This is a genomic window from Sphingomonas sp. SRI_018 (assembly GCF_057586275.1).
This window is the reverse complement of the sequence record NZ_JBYCZO010000001.1, coordinates 2,406,149-2,421,663: the sequence shown is the minus strand read 5'-3', so window position 1 is coordinate 2,421,663 and position 15,515 is coordinate 2,406,149. Positions and strand designations below refer to the sequence as shown.

Annotated in this window: 16 protein-coding genes; 7 read left to right on the top strand and 9 right to left on the bottom strand. The window is 67.1% G+C overall.

The annotated features are described in order from the left end of the window. Positions 1–30: 30 nt before the first annotated feature. The 7 genes from AC2YHA_RS11285 to AC2YHA_RS11255 form a co-directional block, all read right to left on the bottom strand. On the bottom strand, positions 31–933 hold the full coding sequence (locus AC2YHA_RS11285; RefSeq protein WP_487401576.1) for a polysaccharide biosynthesis/export family protein: 903 nt from the start codon (positions 931–933) through the stop codon (positions 31–33). A 3-nt stretch (positions 934–936) separates the two neighbouring features. Then, positions 937–2,139 carry an outer membrane beta-barrel protein gene (locus tag AC2YHA_RS11280; protein WP_487401575.1) on the bottom strand — a complete coding sequence of 401 codons (1,203 nt, stop codon included), beginning with the start codon at positions 2,137–2,139 and terminating at the stop codon, positions 937–939. 261 nt (positions 2,140–2,400) lie between these two features. After that, positions 2,401–2,529 (bottom strand): hypothetical protein, encoded by a 129-nt coding sequence (locus tag AC2YHA_RS11275; RefSeq protein WP_487401574.1) that lies wholly within the window; start codon positions 2,527–2,529, stop codon positions 2,401–2,403. Between the two features lie 151 nt (positions 2,530–2,680). Further along, a complete protein-coding gene (locus tag AC2YHA_RS11270; protein ID WP_487401573.1) occupies positions 2,681–4,072 on the bottom strand; it encodes an exopolysaccharide biosynthesis polyprenyl glycosylphosphotransferase in 1,392 nt (463 codons plus the stop codon). Positions 4,073–4,299: 227 nt separating this feature from the next. Further along, on the bottom strand, positions 4,300–4,524 hold the full coding sequence (locus AC2YHA_RS11265) for a hypothetical protein (protein ID WP_487401572.1): 225 nt from the start codon (positions 4,522–4,524) through the stop codon (positions 4,300–4,302). A gap of 82 nt (positions 4,525–4,606) precedes the next feature. Continuing rightward, positions 4,607–5,266: a class I SAM-dependent methyltransferase gene (locus AC2YHA_RS11260; RefSeq protein WP_487401571.1), complete on the bottom strand. Its 660-nt coding sequence runs from the start codon at positions 5,264–5,266 to the stop codon at positions 4,607–4,609. After that, entirely contained in the window at positions 5,267–6,499 is a 1,233-nt protein-coding gene (locus AC2YHA_RS11255; protein WP_487401570.1) for a BtaA family protein, read from the bottom strand. A 179-nt stretch (positions 6,500–6,678) separates the two neighbouring features. Between AC2YHA_RS11255 and rpiB the strand changes: the two genes are divergently transcribed. From rpiB to AC2YHA_RS11230, 5 genes are all read left to right on the top strand, one after another. Further along, positions 6,679–7,131 (top strand): ribose 5-phosphate isomerase B, encoded by a 453-nt coding sequence (gene rpiB / locus AC2YHA_RS11250; protein ID WP_233785174.1) that lies wholly within the window; start codon positions 6,679–6,681, stop codon positions 7,129–7,131. After that, entirely contained in the window at positions 7,128–8,438 is a 1,311-nt protein-coding gene (gene glyA, locus AC2YHA_RS11245; protein ID WP_487401569.1) for a serine hydroxymethyltransferase, read from the top strand. The genes rpiB and glyA overlap by 4 nt, the downstream gene beginning before the upstream one ends. A gap of 120 nt (positions 8,439–8,558) precedes the next feature. Next, positions 8,559–9,020, top strand: a complete 462-nt coding sequence (nrdR, locus tag AC2YHA_RS11240; protein ID WP_233785176.1) for a transcriptional regulator NrdR — start codon at positions 8,559–8,561, stop codon at positions 9,018–9,020. Then, a complete protein-coding gene (locus tag AC2YHA_RS11235) occupies positions 9,017–9,748 on the top strand; it encodes an RNA methyltransferase (protein ID WP_487401568.1) in 732 nt (243 codons plus the stop codon). The genes nrdR and AC2YHA_RS11235 overlap by 4 nt, the downstream gene beginning before the upstream one ends. Positions 9,749–10,223: 475 nt before the next feature. Then, positions 10,224–10,490 (top strand): hypothetical protein, encoded by a 267-nt coding sequence (locus tag AC2YHA_RS11230; RefSeq protein ID WP_487401567.1) that lies wholly within the window; start codon positions 10,224–10,226, stop codon positions 10,488–10,490. Positions 10,491–10,516: 26 nt separating this feature from the next. On the opposite strand, the gene AC2YHA_RS11225 is transcribed toward AC2YHA_RS11230, so the two are convergent. Beyond that, positions 10,517–10,819, bottom strand: coding sequence for a chorismate mutase (locus AC2YHA_RS11225; RefSeq protein WP_233785178.1), 303 nt, complete (start codon positions 10,817–10,819; stop codon positions 10,517–10,519). 182 nt (positions 10,820–11,001) lie between these two features. On the opposite strand from AC2YHA_RS11225, the gene rpsD reads away from it, so the two are divergent. Next, the gene (gene rpsD / locus AC2YHA_RS11220; RefSeq protein ID WP_487401566.1) at positions 11,002–11,616 is read left to right on the top strand and encodes a 30S ribosomal protein S4; all 615 of its coding nucleotides are present in this window, start codon (positions 11,002–11,004) and stop codon (positions 11,614–11,616) included. 151 nt (positions 11,617–11,767) lie between these two features. Here rpsD and AC2YHA_RS11215 read toward each other — a convergent pair whose 3' ends face one another. Further along, entirely contained in the window at positions 11,768–13,762 is a 1,995-nt protein-coding gene (locus AC2YHA_RS11215) for an alpha/beta hydrolase family protein (protein WP_487401565.1), read from the bottom strand. A gap of 131 nt (positions 13,763–13,893) precedes the next feature. Here AC2YHA_RS11215 and AC2YHA_RS11210 point away from each other — a divergent pair, with 131 nt between their 5' ends. After that, positions 13,894–15,510, top strand: a complete 1,617-nt coding sequence (locus AC2YHA_RS11210; protein ID WP_487401733.1) for a M28 family peptidase — start codon at positions 13,894–13,896, stop codon at positions 15,508–15,510. Positions 15,511–15,515: the final 5 nt, after the last annotated feature.

Sequence of the window (15,515 nt, the reverse complement as noted above, 5' to 3'; positions counted from 1 at the left end):
ATCAGCGCCGGGTGCGGCGCCGGAACGTCGTCAGAACAGCTTTTCGCGAATGATCAGGACGTCCTCTGGCTGCACCGGGTCGTCGAGGCTGATGTCCTCGATCTCCTTCCCGGCGCGGCGCACCTTGATGCGGCGGGTCGAGCCCGCGAGAGTCGGGCCGCCGGCCAATGCCAGCGCCTGTCGGAAGGTCTGGCCGGGCACGTAGTTGAACGCGCCGGCCTGCTGGACCTGGCCGTAGACGTAGACCTTCTCCGCCGGCGGCACGAATAGGATGTCGCCGGGCTTCAGCGTACGGCCGGCACCCGCGCTCATGTCGGCGAGCGAGATGCGCACCGGGCCGCTGCCGTCCGCCGGGGTCAGGATGACCGCATTGGCGCCGGTGGCGTTGGCGCCGCCCGCCTTCGCCAACATCGCGGCGACGCTGTAGGATCGGTCGAGCGGATAATTGCCCGCCTGCGGCACGTTGCCGAGCACGGTCACGAAGTTGCTGACGAACTGCGAGACCTCGACTGCGACCTGCGGATTGTTGAGGTAGCCGCCCTGGCTGTAGCCGGCCGAGATCGCCTCGGCGAGCTGCACCGTGGTCTTGCCCGCCGCGGGGATCGAACCGAGCATCGCCAGGCGCACGGTGCCGTCCGCCTTGACGCGGGTGGTGACCGACAGGTCGGGCTGGCCGTAGATGCTGATCTTGAGCTCGTCGTCGGGGCCGAGCTTGTAGCCGGGGCCTGCCGCGGCGGCGGGCGCGGGCGCGGGCGGGGCGGTGGCAGCGGCGGCGGGCGCCGCCGCCTGCGTCGCCTGCGCAGGGGCCTGGGCGACCTCAGCGGCCGGGGGCTGGGCGGGCGTCTGCGCCGCTGCCGGCGCGGCAGCGGCCAGAATCGCGATGGAGGCCATGCAGTGCACGAGCTTGGCCTCCGACCAGGACAATATCCTCATCGTTCAAGACCTCATCGTTATGCCGAGCGTCACGCGGGTGGCGCCGTAGTTGGAAACATCGCTGTTGGTTTCGCGGTCGAAGCGGGAGACTCCTCCCTCGAGCGAGAAGCGGTCGTTGAGCTTGCGGCGAAGGACGACGCCGTACTGTTTGACCTGGTCGCGGGTGTAGCTGAACGGGCGGATCGCCGCGTCCTGGCGGAAGTCGCGCCGCGCGAACTCGCCGTATGCGCCGATCGAGGTCAGCTCGCTGAGGCTGACGTCGGCCTGCAGGCGGAAGGCGGTGCGGATGGCGAAGCCGGTCGCGATCAGGCTGTCGTTGACGATCGTCCGCTCGTTGGTCGCGGTGATCTTGACGCGCGGGATCGCGGTGGTGGCGACGCTGAGGTCCCAGGCGAGACCCTTGTATTCGCCCACCGCGGCCGAAGTGCTGTCGACGTGCATGTAGCGCACGTCGGTCTTGATCTCGGTCAGCGGCGACACCGACCGTTCGAAGGACACGCCGACCGCGTCGCTGCGGTTCTCGAGCCCGAGTCCCGGCCGATTGGCGGTGACGTGCTCGTAATAAGCGGTGATCGACCCCAGGCTCGGGCGATCGTAGCCGATGCCGCCGCGATAGCGGTTGCTGGTCTGGTCGGCATATTCGAAGCCATCGCCGTTGCGCGTCGTGTCGCGCTGCCAGGCGACCACCGGATAGAGGCCGGGCCGCTTGCAGTCGGCGGACACCCCCAGCGTCGAGAATTTCTGAAGGTTCTCGGTCGCGGAGTTGAGGTCGCCATAGTCGGCGCGCTGCTGGCGATAATTGGCGAGCGGGCTGATCGCGCAGGTGCCGGCGACCAGGAAACGGCCGCTCCCCTCGATCTCGAACCGCGGCTTGCTGCGCCCGCCATTCGAGGTGAACCAGTCGTAGCCGGCGAGGCCGCGCAGCGTCAGCCGGCGGATGCCGTTGTCGCGATCGTAGGTGACCTGGACGGTGGGCGTGACGATGATATCGTCGGTCGGATCGGTGGTGCGATCGTCGACGCGATAGATGTTGTCGTCATAGGCCGCCTCCAGCGACGCCTCGATCTGCAGAGGCGGTTTGGGGACGGGCTTGGCGCCGTTGGCCTGGATAGTGTCCTGAACCTGTGGATCGGTCTGGGCATAGGCTGGCGAAGCCAGCCCGGCGCCGAACGCCAGACTGACGGCGAGCAGCGCCGATTGCTGCAACGCAGCAACGACACAGGGCCGAGTCCTTTCGTTATCTTTCGCAACTGCGAAAGATTTGCGACCTAAATACTTGTCGCCAGAGCAAAGCACGCGCTCTTGACCTCATTGCAGTGCAGCAATGCGGGTCATGCTATAGTGTTAAGGCTGCCCTGCCCATCGGGCGTAATGCAACTGGTCGCGCTGCCAGCACGGCTTATTGGTTAATCCGGCAGGAGCAGCCGTAAAGGATGAGCGCCAGGCCGCCGATTCACCCGGAAGAGATCAGCGTATCAGCCAGAAGAGAATCGCCCCGAGCGCACCTGCGAAAGCGAGGATGCCGGCCCAGCGGGACACCGCCTGGATCGTCCGCTCCAGCGCGGAATCGTCGGCGTCGAACGCGGACGGCTGCATCGTCCACGGACCCGTATGCGGAAGCCGGGTCGCTTCCCTCGTCTTCGTCAGATGCTCCACCGCGCCGATCCTCGTTGCCGCGGTAGCCTCTGGACGAAAATAATTAACGCATTCTTGCCGCCGGCCGCCCGATCCGCCGGCGGCGGTCAAATCAATAAGCGTTGCGGTGGACGAGAACCTGGGCCGTGCGCGCCAGGATGCCGACGTCGCGCAGCAGGCTCCAGCCGTGGAGATATTCGAGATCGGCCTTGAGCCGGTTGACGATATCGTGGCGATGCTCGGTCGCGCCGCGGAAGCCGCGGATCTGGGCAAGGCCGGTGATGCCGGGCTTCAGCGCGTGACGATGCCAGTATTGGCGGTCGACGCGCCAGAACAGCTCGTCCCCCGCCTTCGATCCGAGCGCATGGGGGCGCGGGCCGACCAGGCTCATGTCGCCGAGCAGCACGTTGATGAGCTGCGGCAGCTCGTCGATGCTGGTCTTGCGGATGACGCGGCCGACGCGGGTGATGCGGTCGTCGTCGCGCCGGGTCGACTGGGTGCCGTCCGAATCGCTGGTCTCGACGCGCATCGAGCGGAACTTGAGGATGTGGAAGATGCGGTTGCCGCGGCCCATCCGCTCCTGGCGGAAGAAGACGGGGCCGGGCGAGTCGAGCTTGATCAGGATCGCCACCGCGATCATCGCCGGCAACAACACGATCAGCACCGGCACGGTGAGCGCGATGTCGAGCGCGCGCTTCTTGGCGCGGTTGGCGAGGTTGAGCGGCCCGCGCGACACCACCACCGTCGGCGTGCCGCCCAGGTCGTGGACCGCGAGCGGGCCGAGCTCGCTCATCTCGGGCACGATGATCTCGCCGAGGATGTTGGCGCCCTTCAGCACCTGCGCCCATTCGGCCTTGCGGTCGGGCGTGCAGCTGATCACCACCCGGTCATAGTGCCTCAGGATCGTGCCCAGGCGGTTCAACATATAGGGGTCGTCGAGGTCGGAGCGCAGCGCCATGGTGCCGGCATCGATGATGTCGCTGCCCAGGCATTCGTCGGGCACCGTGCCACCGTCGACGATCACCAGCTCGGCCTCGAGCTTGTCGCCGCAGGTCCGGCGGACGATGTGGCAGATGAGGAGGCGTTGGCTGATCAGCACGACGACCGTCGAGATCACGCCGATCGACAGCGCGAACCGCGGCAGCCGGCCGGTCACCTTGAGCGAGAACACCGCCAGCAGGAAGATCAGCGCCGTCGCGGCGAACGACAGCAGCGCCGCGCGGCAGCTCTTGGTCGGACTCGTCAGGCAGCGGGGGTTGTAGGCCTGGTTCTGGAAGGCGACGCCGGCATAGACGACCATCCCGCCGAGGAGCGAGGACCAGGCATGGCCGGACACGCTGCCCGGCTGCTCGACCTGCAGGCCCATGGCGAAGCCGACCAGCAGCGCGAGCGCATCGGCGCCGATCAGCATCAGGCACAGCCAGACCTTGGCGCTGCGCCGGGCAGCCGACCCTATCGAAGGGCGACTCGGATATCCTTGGATCGCTAGGTCAATCTTTGACATGCGACACCTATTGTTATTGACGCGAACAGACCCCTTGGGATCGCCCGGCCGCCCGCGATGGTGAATCCGCGCGCAACCGTGCTGCGGCGCAGCAGGACACAGCCGCCGTTTTGGTGCAAGCCATACCCCGGCCGGATTACGCCGATTTGGGACGACCTGTGCCTGGAGAGGGATTCGCCGAGAGCCGGCCGGAGCCGGACGGCGGCCGCGCGGGCCCGCCGATCAGGTCAGCCGATCAGGAACCAGCCGAGTCCGCCGAGCGCGAGGACGAAGACCAGCGGCCCGGCCCAGCGCGAGCCGAACTCGATCAGGCGATTGGCTTCGTCGACCGGAAAGGGCGGGATCTGCGGCTCATGACCGCCGTGGCGGGGGCGATAGGCCTCACTCGCTTCGTGCAGCGGAGCCGCTTGCGCTTTCGGCGAACGGTTCGGCTCGCCCAGGTCTCCAGACATCCCGTCCTATCCACGTTGGGCCGTTGGCTTCTGGCCTCAACGCTTCTTACGGGATAACGGCCACCATTTCGAGCGAATTGCGTCAGGCGCGCGACAGCGCGGCGCTCCACGCATAGCCGCGGTAAAGCGGGCGGAAGTCGGCAGCCAGGCCGCGGTCGGCAGCGACCGTCCGGACGGCCGATTCGAGCTCCGCGCGCGGCGTCACGTCGAACCTGGCGAGCCAGGCGAACAGCAGCCGGCGCCACGCGGCGGGCAGGCCCTCCTGCTGGCCGAAGTCGATGATCGCGAGTCGTCCGCCCGGTCCCAGCACCTCGGCGCCGCGCGCGATCGTGCCGCGCCAGTCGGGAATCATCGACAGCGTGTAGCTCATGAACACCCGGTCGGGCGCGTCGAAGCCGAACAGCGCCTTGGGATCGAAGCTGGTGGCATCGCCTTGCGCGAGCGTGATCCGCCCGTCCAGCCCCGCGCGGCGGACCGAGGTGCGCGCGGTCTCCAGCATCGCCTCCGAGATGTCGAAGCCGAAGAAGCGCGCCTCCGGCCACGCCCGCGCCGCCGCGATCAGGTTGCGCGCGGTGCCGCAGCCGACCTCGATCACGCTGCCGCCGGGCGGCGGCGCCAGCTCGCGGATCAGCCGGTCGCGGCCGAGCAGATAATATTTGCGGGTGAGGTCGTAGACGTGCCGCTGGCTGCGATAGATCGCATCCATATGGCGCGCGTGGTCGCGCGCGTCGCCCTCCGCCATCTACTTGAGCACGTAGAGATGGACGCCGCCGTAGATCGCCGATCGGTCGCGCCGCGTGTAGTCGAGCGATTCCTCGGCGCGGTAATCCCAGCGGTCGAGAAGCTCCTGCGGGATGCGGCCCGGCAGCAGCGACGGCGCGGCGGCGGTGCGGAACAGCGCGCGCGCGCCCGGCCGGGCGGTGCGGGTGATCTCGGCCCACAGTGCCGTCAGCTGCGCGTCCGTCATCCAATCCTGCGCGTCGAGCAGGATATAGCGGTCGCGCGACTGGTCGGGGAGCGTGCCGAGATGCTCGGTCATGTTGACATGACGGATCTCGACGCGGTCGACGCGCTCGACCACCGCCGCATAATTCTCGGGCTTGAGATAGGGCGGCAGCGGCGCTTCGGGGGACTTGCCGTAGCCGCGGCCGAACGCCTGCCAGGCGAAATAATTGTCGGCGAGGTCGAAATCGCAGGCGAGTTTCTCCAGCCGCCGCCGGAGCACGGTGCGCATCCCCTCCGGATCGTCGGAGGCGAGCGACTCATATTGCGCCGGCGGGATGCCGAGCCCGAACAGCGAGGCGGGCTGGTCGATCACCCAGCGCACGAACTTCTTGTCGAAGAAGGGGGCGAACTTGGTGCGGAAGATCTCGCGCTGCTCGTCGATCGTGCGGGCCTCGAGCATCACCCTGGGATCGACGCCATAGGCCTTGGCCATCAGATGCGCGAGGCCGATGAAGCCGCCGAGCAGCCCGCGTTTGTAGAAGCCCCGCGCGAAGCCCGAGATGCGTCGCCGTCCGATCAGCTCGCGGCCTTCCCAATAGCGCCGCGTCGTCTCGTCGAGATGGGGGCGGACATGGTGCATGTACGCCCGGATGTTCTCCTTCGAATCGGCCTCGCCGAAGAAGCGGTGGAAGGCCGGATAGTCGGGCAGGTGCTTCGCCGCGGCGAGCTTCAGCTTGTTGAGCGCGATGTGCGCGGTGTTGAGGTCGACGGCGGTGATCGCCTTGGGGTTGGCGGTGAGATAGGAGAGGACGTTGCAGCCGCCGCTGGCGATGGTGACGACATGGCTGTCCGGCTGGATCGCCAGCGCCGCCATGTCGACCTCGGGATCCTCCCAGATCTGCGCGTAGACCAGGCCGCGGAAGGCGAAGGTGAAGGCGCGTTCGAGCAGCCCCTGTTTCGAGAGATGCTCATGGCGGTGAACCGCCCCGCGGACGGCGCGGTTGCCCGGCGCCTTGGCTGACAACCCCATGTCTGAACTCGATGCTCCGCTTGGAAAGCCCGTATCTTACGGATTCCATTGGCGCTAGGCCAGCATGGTGTCAGTTTCGTGACGCGAAACGACGGCCAGATGCACGATGGGGTGGCTTTCGCGCCCGCGAAGGACTAGGTGGGCGCCACATTCCTTCGCAAAGGACAACCGCCGCCTTCATGCGCATCGCCATTGCCGCGGATCATGCCGCGTTCGCCCTCAAGCAGACGTTGGCCGAATGGCTGAGCGGGGAAGGGCACGATGTGCTCGACCTCGGCACTCAGAGCACGGAAAGCGTCGACTATCCCGACTATGGCTACCGGCTCGCGCGCGCGATCGCCGAGGGCCAGGCCGAGCGCGGCGTCGCGCTGTGCGGGTCGGGCATCGGTATCTCGATCGCGGTCAACCGCGAGCGCGCCTGCCGCTGCGCCTTGGTTTCCGAACCCTATTCGGCGGCGCTCGCCCGCCAGCACAACGATGCCAACGTGATCGCGCTCGGCGCGCGGCTGACCGGCATCGACATGGCCAAGGCCTGCGTGACCGCCTTCCTTTCCACCGATTTCCTCGGTGACCGCCACACCCGCCGCGTCGAGAAGCTCGGCGCCCCCGACCTTGACGGAGATGCCCGATGAGCAGCCAGGCCCTTTTCAGCGACGTCCAGCCCGACGGTTTCTTCACCCGCGGCCTCGCCGACGCCGATCCGGCGGTGTTCGCCGGCGTCGCCCATGAGCTCGACCGCGAGCAGCATCAGATCGAGCTGATCGCCAGCGAGAACATCGTCTCGAAGGCGGTGCTCGAGGCGCAGGGCTCGGTGTTCACCAACAAGTACGCCGAGGGCTATCCCGGCAAACGCTATTACCAGGGCTGCCACCCCTCGGACGAGGTCGAGCAGCTGGCGATCGACCGCGTCAAGGCGCTGTTCGGCTGCGACTTCGCCAACGTCCAGCCGCACTCGGGCGCGCAGGCCAATGGCGCGGTGATGCTGGCGCTGACCAAGCCCGGCGACACGATCATGGGCCTCAGCCTCGATTCGGGCGGGCACCTGACCCACGGCGCGCGCGCGGCGATGAGCGGCAAGTGGTTCAACGCCGTCCAGTACGGCGTGACGCCGGACACGCACCTCATCGACTTCGACCAGGTCGAGCGGCTGGCCAAGGAGCACAGGCCGACGCTGATCATCGCCGGCGGCTCGGCCTATCCGCGCCACATCGACTTCGCCCGCTTCCGCGCGATCGCGGACGAGGTCGGCGCCTATTTCATGGTCGACATGGCGCACTTCGCGGGCCTCGTCGCGGGCGGCGTCCATCCCTCGCCGTTCGGGCACGCCCATGTCGTCACCACCACCACGCACAAGACGCTGCGCGGGCCCCGGGGTGGCGCGGTGTTCACCAATGACGAGGCGATCGCCAAGAAGATCAACTCGGCGGTGTTCCCGGGCCTCCAGGGCGGGCCGCTGATGCACGTCATCGCCGCCAAGGCGGTCGCGTTCGGCGAGGCGCTGCGGCCCGAGTTCAAGACCTATGCCGCGGCGGTGGTCGAGAATGCCAAGGTGCTGGCCGCGACGCTGGCCGAGCGCGGCGCCAACCTCGTCTCGGGCGGCACCGACACGCATCTCGCGCTGGTCGACCTGACCCCGCTCGGCGTCACCGGCAAGGATGCCGACGAGGCGCTGGAGCGCGCCGCGATCACCTGCAACAAGAACGGCATCCCCAACGATCCGCTGCCGCCGGTCAAGACCAGCGGCATCCGCGTCGGATCGCCCGCCGGCACCACCCGCGGCTTCGGTCCCGCCGAGTTCCGCGAGATCGGCAACATGGTGGCGGACGTGCTCGACGGTCTCAGGAAGAATGGCGAGGCTGGCGACGCGCAGGTCGAGGCCAATGTCCGCGAACGGGTGCGCGCGCTGTGCGAGCGCTTCCCCATCTATCCTGATGCGTGATGCGCGTGCGCGCGTCCGGCACCAGCCCGCTCCCCCACCCGGCCACCCAAGCAAGCTATCCTAGATGGGTGGCCGGGTGGGGGAGCGGGCTGGTGCCGCTTCTCCGCGAGGAGCAATAAAATGCGCTGCCCGTTCTGCGCCCATGAGAACAGCCAGGTGAAGGACAGCCGCCCTACCGAGGACGGGGCGGCGATCCGGCGGCGGCGGCAGTGCGAGGCGTGCGGCGCGCGCTTCACCACCTTCGAGCGCATCCAGCTGCGCGAGCTCACCGTGCTCAAGAGCGACGAACGCCGCCAGCTGTTCGACCGCGACAAGCTGGTGCGATCGATCACCGTCGCCTGCCGTAAGCGCGGCATCGATTCGGCGCAGATCGAGCAGCTCGTTTCCGGCATCCAGCGCCAGCTCGAGACCCAGGGCGATGGCGAGGTCCCGGCGAGCCGCATCGGCGAGCTGGTGATGGATGGGCTGAAGGCGCTCGATTCGGTCGCCTACATCCGCTTCGCCAGCGTCTACAAGGACTTCCGCGAGGCCAAGGATTTCGAGGAGTTCGCCGGCAACGTCAGCGAGGCGGGGCGGGGGTGAGCGCCGACCGACTTCCGCCCGCCATCGTCCTGGTCCGTCCGCAGCTTGGTGAGAACATCGGCAAGGCGGCGCGGGCGATGCTCAACTTCGGGCTGACCGAGATGCGCCTGGTCGCCCCGCGCGACGGCTGGCCCAATCCCGCCGCCGGCCCCGCCGCGAGCGGCGCCGACGTGGTGCTCGCAGACGCGCGCGTGTTCGACAGCGTCGCCGAAGCGGTGGCCGACTGTGCGCACGTCTATGCGACGACGGTGCGCAAGCGCGGCGTGACCAAGCCGGTGGTGACGCCGGAAGAGGCCGCACGCGAGATCCGCCGTGACGCGGGCCGCTCGGCGATCCTGTTCGGTCCCGAGCGGTCGGGGCTCGAGACCGATGATGTCGCACTCGCCCGCACGATCGTGACGGTGCCGATCAACCCCGAGTTCGGCTCGCTCAACCTGGCGCAGGCAGTGATCCTGGTCGCCTATGAATGGTCGAAGGGTGCGGCCCTGGAGAGCCCGCCTGCGGTCGAGCTCGATCCGCCGGCGCCGCAGGAGGAACTCGACGGCCTGATCGGACAGCTCGACGCGATGCTTGATCGCTCGGGCTATTTCTACCCGCCCGACCGTGTTCCCGCGACCAAGCGGACGCTGCGTACGTTGCTGACGAAGCCTGCCTGGTCGAGCCAGGAGCTGCGGACCCTGCGCGGCGTGTTGTCGGCGCTCGACGGGAAGAAGCGGCCGCGCATCTGACCGATGATTTTCGTCGGCGAGCAAGCTAACAATATTGCGAATCGGCCAGGTGGGGGTCTTTATGATGCCGTTGAGGTTGCTTGCGCTTGTCGCTCTCGCATCCGTTCCACTGACTGCTCAAGCGCAGGGCCCTGCGCCCGCGACTGAGAAGAAGGACGATCCCGACCGCAAGATCTGCCGGAGGGAGGCTCCTCCGACCGGCAGCATCATGGGTGGCAAGCGCGTCTGTCACACCCGTGCCGAGTGGGATGCGATCGACGCCGCCAATCGCACGAGCGTCGAGCGCATGCAGGACCTTCGCAGCATGTCGACCCGATAGCGGGAATCGTTCAGCGCCGGCCGAACATCGCGAAATCATAGATGATCGACGCCTCGTCAGCCGCTCTTGCGGTTCGGCGATCGCGGCATTCGGCAGGAACTCTTCTCTTTTGTAGGAAACGGCATAGCATGCCCGGATCTATCGGGGGATTCGATAATGTCTTTGCTCGTGTTGGTTGCAGCAATGGCTTTTCCCGCCGCAGCGCCAGGTCAGGGACCTTCCACACCTGCGCCGGACCAGGCAGCAGCTGCAACCGAAAAACCGGCCAAGGAGAAGAAGATCTGTCGGCGCACGCAAGTGACCGGATCCTATTTCTTCGCCCGCGAATGCCATACTCAGGCCGAATGGGACGCAATGACCGAGCGGGCGCAGGAATCCTTCGCGCGGCGTCGGACCGGCCTGCAGGGGCTGGATATGAAATAGCGCGGCCAGGAACCAGGCGCTGATCGTCAGCGAGCGTCGAACTTCTCGAATTCGTAGGCAATCGAGGCCTCGACCAGCCGGTCCCACAACTCGGCGATCGCGTCCGCCGGCATTCCGGTCGCTTCAGCGGCGGCGCGTGCGTTGGCGATCACCTGGGCCTTTCGCGCCTCGTCGCGCACATGGCTCCGCTCCGGCTTGATGCGCGCGGCGGCGTCCATATAGCCGAAGCGGCGCCTCAGCAGCGCGATCAGCCGCCGGTCGACGTCGTCGACGCCGGCGCGCACCTCCAGCATCGTCGTGCAGTCTTCGGGATCGAGGATCTCTGTCATGGGCGCGGCTGATGGCGGGCGGCGCGAGGTCTGTCCAGCTTGACTTGGCGGGAAAGCGCGGCTAGGCGCGCGCCTTCGCAATCGGCCCCGCATCCCGGTGAAGCGGTGGCCCTGCCTTCCTCCATGGATCAGCAGAGCGGCATACCGGGACGAACGTCGTTAGCAATTGCAAGGATTTACTGATGTCGAAGCGCAACAGCGCCAAGTACAAGCTCGACCGCCGGATGGGCGAGAACATCTGGGGTCGCCCGAAGAGCCCGGTCAACAAGCGCGAATACGGCCCCGGCCAGCACGGCCAGCGCCGCAAGGGCAAGATGTCGGACTTCGGCATCCAGCTGCGCGCCAAGCAGAAGCTCAAGGGCTATTACGGCGACGTCACCGAGAAGCAGTTCAAGAAGGCCTATGTCGAGGCCGCCCGCATGAAGGGCGACACCGGCCAGAACCTGATCGGCCTGCTCGAGCGCCGGCTCGACATGATCGTCTATCGCGCCAAGTTCGCGCCGACGATCTTCGCCGCGCGCCAGCTGGTCAGCCATGGCCACGTCCGCGTCAACGGCGTCAAGTGCAACATCGCCAGCCGCCAGGTGAAGCCGGGCGACGAGATCACCCTGGGCGACAAGGCCAAGGAGATGGCGCTGGTGATGGAGGCGCAGGGCCTCGCCGAGCGCGACATCCCCGACTATGTGGCCCCGGACGGCAATGCCAAGGTCACCTTCACCCGCGTGCCGACCCTCGACGAGGTGCCATATCCGGTGAAGATGGAACCGAACCTGGTGGTCGAGTTCTATTCGCGCTGATGCGAGAATTTAGCGCCAGCTAAATTCGAGCGAACACTCAGCGCGAACGGCCGGCGGCACCAAAAGCGCCGACCGACGACGCGGCTTCGCCGCGGCGCTCTCCAGAACCAAACGAAAGGGCGGCACCGCAAGGCGCCGCCCTTTTCGCATCTCACATCCCCATCGATGCCCGCAGGAACTTGTCCGCGCGATCGAGCATGTCCGCGCGCGCGGCGTTATCGTCGAGCTGGTGATCGAGCCCCTTGTACTCGACGAGCTCCACCTTCTTGCCGACATCCTTCAGGCGATCCTGCATCAGCCGCGACTGGCCGATCGCGACATTCTGATCGACATCGCCGTGGAACAGCAGCACCGGCGCGATGAAGCGATCGGCATGGCGTGCCGGGGAACCCTCCTGCGCGGTGGCCGCGTCTCCAAAGATCGCGTCGAGCGTTTCGGGCGTCTCGCCGCCGTCCCGTTCCTCCTGTTCGCGGACGATACCGAAATCGGTGACCGGCGCGATCGCGACGACCGCCTTGAACAGGCTGGGATCGACCACCGCCGATTGCAGCGCGGCATAGCCGCCATAGGACCAGCCGACGATCGCCAACTTCGACGGATCGGCGATCCCCGACTTCACCAGCCAGCGCCCGGCATCGTCGATATCACCGATCGCGGTGCGCCATGATCGGATGCCGTTCTGCTGGAACCATTCCATCCCATAGCCGCTCGATCCGCGATAATTGGGCTGGATCACCGCGTAGCCGCGGCTGGCGAAATATTGCGGCAGCCAGTCGAAGTTCCATTCGTCTCGGTAGGTTGGGCCGCCATGCGGTAGGACGATCGCAGGAAGGTTCTTTCCGTCGCTCCCGGGCGGCAGCGTCAGATAGGCGGGCACCATCGTGCCGTCGCCGGCGGGATAGCTGATCGGCTTCACCGCCGCGAGCTTGGCCTGCGCGAGCAGCGGCCGCACCGGCAGGATTTCGGACAGGTGCTTGGTTACCTTGTCATAAAGATAGAAGCGGCCCGGGTCGGTATCGCTGCCGGCGAAGAGGATCAGCTTCTGCTCGTCCGCGCTGGCATCGACGATATTGACGAGCGGCGCGCCCGGCAGCGCCTTGGACAGCGACGCCGAGAATCGGCTGAGCTCGGGGTCGAACATTGCGGCCCTGCGCTTGTCGGTAACCCATCTTGCGCCGACGACACGATCGTGACGGCCGATCGTCAGCAGCTCGTCGACGTCGGCACCGGGCGCTGCGAACACCAGCTCCTTCTTGAGGCTTCCGTCGAGCGCGATCTTGTAGAGCCCGGTCCGGCCGCCGACGGCCTCCAGCCCATAGACAACGTCAAGATCGGGATCGACCGCATAGGGCTCGAAGCCGGTGGCGTGATAATTGGAGTAGGTGACCGTGCCGAGCGGCAGCCATTCTCTGCTGCCCTTCTTGCGATAGCGATATTCCACGAAGCTCTTCGACTGGCCGACCGTGTTGCGCGGCGCGATCCCCATCACCCGCACGTTGCCATGGCCGTCGGTAACAAAGTCGACCGCCAGCTTGTTGGGCGCCTCCACCATCCTGCGAGCGAGGGTCCGGGTATTGACGCGCTCGACGCCATAGCCTTCGCGCTCGCTGCTGATGATGTGGCCGGTCGTTGCCTCCGGCACGAACCATCGCGCCATCAGAACCGAGCCGTCCTCGTTGTCCCCCAACCAGTCGATCACGTTGCCGCCGCCCAGCACGATGCCGAGCGAGCGGTCGTTGCCGCGGGCCGTCAAGGCTTTCTGGTCGCTCCCGTCGCTGTTGACGGAAAGGAGCCGCGTGCCCGCCCGCTTCTTCCCGTACACGGTATCGATCATATAGAGGCCGCAGACCAACCGATCATTGGTTGCCCAGCGGCAATAGGTCAGCCGTTCCGGGTTCCCGCTCGCGTAGAGGATGCCCTTCATCGCCGGCGGCCCGCTTCCGTCGAGCCGTACCACCGACGCGACCGTGCCCCGCGCCCCGTTCGGCTGCAGGATGACTAGCGACTTGCCGTCCGGAGAGATGCTGACGTCCAGCACATTGTCGCGTGCACCGAACCGGATCGCGACATCGTCCGCCGCGCGCACCGCAGCGACCGGTGTCGCCATCGCTACGGCGATCGCGACGTATCCCAGCAATTTCCTCATTGAGTCCCCCAACTCGTTCCTATGCTAGGCTAGCATTCCGCTGGAGGACCGCAAGCGCTTGCGACGGTGCGGGCGCGCTGCCACAACATGATTTCGTTCGTCTCGAGAGACCATAGATGCGCCTGTTGATCATGGCCGGCCTGACGCTTTCCAGCGTCCCGGCGCTCGCCCAAACCACGCCCATCTCCACCGACACGCTGAAGGAGGTGACGAGGACCCTCTCCTCCGACGCCTACGAAGGCCGCGCCCCCGGCACGCCCGGGGAGGAGAAGACGCTCGCCTATCTCGCCGACCGCTTCGCCAAGGCGGGACTCAAGCCCGGCAACAACGGCAGCTGGTTCCAGGATGTGCCGCTGGTCGAGCTCACCGCGAAGAACGTGAGCCCGCTGGTCTTCACCGGCGCCGGCGCACCGCAGTCGCTGCGCTACGGCCCGGGTATGGTGGTGGCGAGCTATCGCGTGGCGCCGCGCATCGACGTCAAGGACAGCGACGTCGTCTTCGTCGGCTATGGCATCAACGCGCCCGAGAAGGGCTGGAACGACTATGCCGGCGTCGACGTCAAGGGAAAGACCGTCGTCATCCTGGTCAACGATCCCGATTACGAGAGCGCGACGCTGGAGGGCCCCTTCAACGGCCGCGCGATGACCTATTACGGCCGCTGGACCTACAAGTTCGAGGAAGCGGCGCGGCAGGGCGCGGCGGCGGCGATCATCGTCCATGATACCGTGCCGGCCGCCTATGGCTGGAACGTCGTCCAGTCGAGCTGGACCGGGCCGCAGCAGGTCGCCGATGCCGCCAACGGCCATATGGACCAGAGCGCCGCGATCGGCTGGATCCAGCTCGACGCCGCGAAGACGCTGTTCGCCGGCGCCGGGCAGGACTTCGCGAAGCTCGCCGCCGCCGCCAAGGCCAAGGGCTTCAAGGCGGTGCCGCTCACCGGCGTGAAGGCGTCGGTCGGCTTCGACGTCGGCGTGCGCAAACATGCGTCGAAGAACGTGATCGGCATCCTGCCGGGGACCAAGGCGCCGAACGAATATCTGCTCTACAGCGCGCATTGGGATCATCTTGGCCGCTGCGAGGCGGCGCCGGACGGCGACGACATCTGCAACGGCGCGATCGACAATGCCTCAGGCACCGCGGCGCTGGTCGCGCTGGCCGAGGCGAACGCCAAGGCGGGGCCGACGGCGCGCAGCCAGGTCTTCCTGGCGGTGACGGCCGAGGAATCGGGGCTGCTCGGTTCCGCTTATTACGGCGACCATCCGGTCTATCCGCTGAACCGGACCGTCGGCGGCATCAACATGGACGCGCTGTCGCTCGCGGGGCCGTCGCGGAACGTGGTGGTGATCGGCAAGGGCAAGTCGGAGCTCGATGCCTATCTGAACCGCGCGCTCGCCGCGCAGGGGCGCCGCGCCGATCCCGATCCGATGCCGCAGAACGGCTATTACTACCGCTCCGACCATTTCAGCTTCGCCAAGCATGGCGTGCCGATGCTCTACGTCGATTCGGGCGACGATCTCGTGAAAGGCGGCGTCGCGGCGGGGAAGGCGGCCGCCGAGGATTATACCAAGAACCGCTACCATGGTCCGAAGGACGAATATGATCCCAATTGGGATTGGTCGGGCGTCGTCCAGGACCTGACGCTGTTCTACCAAATCGGCCGGGAGCTGGGCAATTCGACCGCCTGGCCGAACTGGGTACCGGGCGACGAGTTCCGCGCGATCCGCGACAAGAGCCGCGCCGGGCGCTAAGGGCG